The 2,464-nt window shown below is 63.1% G+C and carries 3 protein-coding genes; all 3 read left to right on the forward strand.

The features are described from left to right. Positions 1-1,508: AMP-binding protein (locus HX846_RS14725; RefSeq protein WP_178965618.1), on the forward strand; the 1,508-nt coding region annotated here is incomplete at its 5' end. 31 nt (positions 1,509-1,539) lie between these two features. Beyond that, positions 1,540-1,983: a hotdog fold thioesterase gene (locus tag HX846_RS14730; protein ID WP_102369642.1), complete on the forward strand. Its 444-nt coding sequence runs from the start codon at positions 1,540-1,542 to the stop codon at positions 1,981-1,983. Positions 1,984-2,081: 98 nt separating this feature from the next. Continuing rightward, positions 2,082-2,464, forward strand: a 383-nt coding sequence (locus HX846_RS14735) for an alpha/beta fold hydrolase (RefSeq protein WP_178965619.1), incomplete at its 3' end; no start/stop codon positions are given.

A 2,464-nucleotide genomic window follows, 5' to 3' on the forward strand; every position in this document is an offset into this window, starting at 1 on the left:
GAGCCCGCGACCTGCCCCAGGGCTCCCACATCGCCCTGATCTCGAAAAACTGCGCCCACTGGATCATCGCCGACCTCGCCATCTGGATGGCCGGCCACGTCTCGGTCCCGCTCTACCCCAACCTCACCGCCGACTCCGTCGCCCACGTACTCGAGCACTCCGAAGCCGCACTGGCATTTATCGGCAAACTGGACGACTGGCCCGCCATGTCCGCCGGAGTAAAGGCCGACCTGCCCACCATCAGCCTGCCGCTGTGCCCCGATGGCGAATTCGATTTCACCTGGGCCGACCTGCAAGCCTGCTCACCCATTCAGGACAACCCCGCGCCCGCAGCATCCGATCTAGCCACCATCATCTACACCTCCGGCACCACCGGCCTGCCCAAGGGCGTGATGCACAGCTTCGGCGCGCTGGCCTTCGCGGCCATCCGCGGCACTGAACTGTTCGGCCTGGGGGAGGGCGACCGCCTGCTGTCCTACCTGCCGCTGTGCCACGTCGCCGAACGCATGTTCGTGGAGATGGCCTCGATCTACACCGGACAGACAGTATTTTTCGCCGAGAGCCTCGACACTTTTCTGACAGACCTCAAACGGGCGAGGCCAACAGCGCTGTTCGGCGTACCGCGGATCTGGACCAAATTCCAGATGGGCGTCTATAGCAAAATCCCCCCGAGCCGCCTCGATACCTTGCTGCGCCTGCCCTTCATCGGCAAACGGGTCGGCCACAAAGTGCTCGCCGGGTTGGGCCTGGACGCTGTGCGCGTGGCGATCTCCGGCGCAGCCCCCGTGCCCGAAGCACTGTTGGTCTGGTATCGCCGGCTGGGCCTGGATGTGCTGGAGGTCTATGGCATGACCGAAAGCTGCGGCTACTCCCACGTGTGCCGCCCCGGCCAGCAGAAACTCGGCTGGATAGGCCCGCCATGCCCGGACGTCGAAGTGCGCATCGGTGACGACGGCGAAGTCCAGGTACGCAGCGGCGCGACCATGCTCGGTTATTACAAGGACCCGGCAAAAACTGCCGAGACCCTCACCGCCGACGGCTTCCTGCGCACCGGCGACAAGGGCGAGCAGGGCACCGATGGCCGCCTGCGGCTGACCGGGCGGCTCAAGGAAATCTTCAAGACCAGCAAAGGCAAATACGTGGCCCCGGCGCCGATTGAAAACCGCCTGGCCGAACATGCACGCATCGAGCAGGTGTGCGTGGTGGGCGATGGCTTGAGTGCGCCCATGGGCCTGTGCGTGTTATCTGCCGTGGGTCTGCAAGATGCCGCAGGCGCTGGGCGCCAGGCTTTGCAGGGCAGCCTTGAACGCTTGCTGGAAGAGGTCAACCAGGTGCTGGATAAACATGAGCGCTTGCGCCAACTGGTGGTGGTGAAAGACAGTTGGGCGGTGGAAAACGGTTTTCTCACGCCGACCTTGAAGATCAAGCGCAACGTGATTGAATCAGCCTACGGGTCGCAGTTCCTGGCCTGGAGCGAGCGCTCCGAGGCCGTGCTGTGGCAGGATTGAGCACTGACATAAAACCAATAAGGACCGATCAATGAGCCTGTGGCGCACCCAACCGAATATCGAGCAACTGAATGCGATTCAGAAAAACACCATCGGTGAAGTACTGGATATCCGCTTTGAACGTTTTGACGACGAGTCCCTGACGGCCAGCATGGTGATCGACCACCGCACCCATCAACCCTACGGCCTGCTGCACGGCGGCGCGTCGGTGGTACTCGCGGAAACCGTGGGCTCCATGGCCAGTTACCTGTGCATCGACGCCAGCAAGTTCTATTGCGTGGGCCTGGAAATCAACGCCAACCACCTGCGCGGCTTGCGCAGCGGGCGGGTGACGGCGGTGGCCAAGCCGATTCATATCGGGCGCACCACCCACGTGTGGGACATCCGCCTGACCAGCGATGAAGGCAAGGCCAGCTGTGTGTCGCGCCTGACCATGGCCGTGGTACCGCTGGGGGAGAAGCCGCCGGCCCGATAGGCGTGGCGTGAGTGTCATCATTCCTGGCAGTTACAGTCATTGCCGTGACTGCCCGGTCTGGGGAGAATCAACACTCTGTTTACGGTGATGGATCAGGTATGTCGCAGCACGTGTTTTTCGCTCACGCCAATGGCTTTCCTTCGGCGACCTACGGCAAATTGTTTGCCGCCCTGGCCCCGGAGTACGCCGTCGCGCATTTGCCGCAGCACGGTCACGACCCCCGGTTTCCAGTGGATGACAATTGGCAGAACCTGGTGGACGAACTGATCCACCACCTTGAGCAACAACCGGAGCCGGTGTGGGGCGTGGGCCATTCGTTGGGTGGTGTGCTGCACCTGCATGCGGCCATGCGTAGCCCGCAGCTGTATCGCGGGGTGGTGATGCTGGATTCGCCGGTACTGACCCTGGCCGATCGCTGGGTGATCCGCGCGGCCAAGCGTTTCGGCTTTATCGACCGGCTGACCCCGGCGGGGCGCACCCT

This window comes from Pseudomonas sp. K5002 (assembly GCF_013386655.1).
GTDB lineage: Bacteria > Pseudomonadota > Gammaproteobacteria > Pseudomonadales > Pseudomonadaceae > Aquipseudomonas.